Here is a 298-nt window from a genome sequence, read left to right as displayed (position 1 = left end):
TGGAGCTAAGCAGGATCGAACTGCTGACCTCCTGCGTGCAAGGCAGGCGCTCTCCCAGCTGAGCTATAGCCCCACATATGCTGGTCTTATTGTTTAGTTACCGACTTCGTGAAGAAGTGGTGGGTCTGAGTAGATTTGAACTACCGACCTCACCCTTATCAGGGGTGCGCTCTAACCAGCTGAGCTACAGACCCAAACAATAATTGTTGTTCTCTTTACAATAACAATCATCTGTGTGGACACTACGAACAAATAAGTTCTAAATCGTATAAGGAGGTGATCCAGCCCCAGGTTCCCC

Annotated in this window: 2 tRNA genes; both read right to left on the bottom strand. The window is 48.3% G+C overall.

The window, feature by feature from the left end:
- Positions 1-73, bottom strand: a tRNA-Ala gene (locus KZZ04_RS18745).
- A 44-nt stretch (positions 74-117) separates the two neighbouring features.
- Positions 118-194: transfer RNA gene (locus tag KZZ04_RS18740), tRNA-Ile, on the bottom strand.
- Positions 195-298 lie beyond the last annotated feature (104 nt).

The organism is Pseudoalteromonas sp. CR1, assembly GCF_019392235.1.
Classification (GTDB): Bacteria; Pseudomonadota; Gammaproteobacteria; order Enterobacterales; family Alteromonadaceae; genus Pseudoalteromonas.
This window is presented reverse-complemented; position numbering and strand designations above follow the sequence as displayed.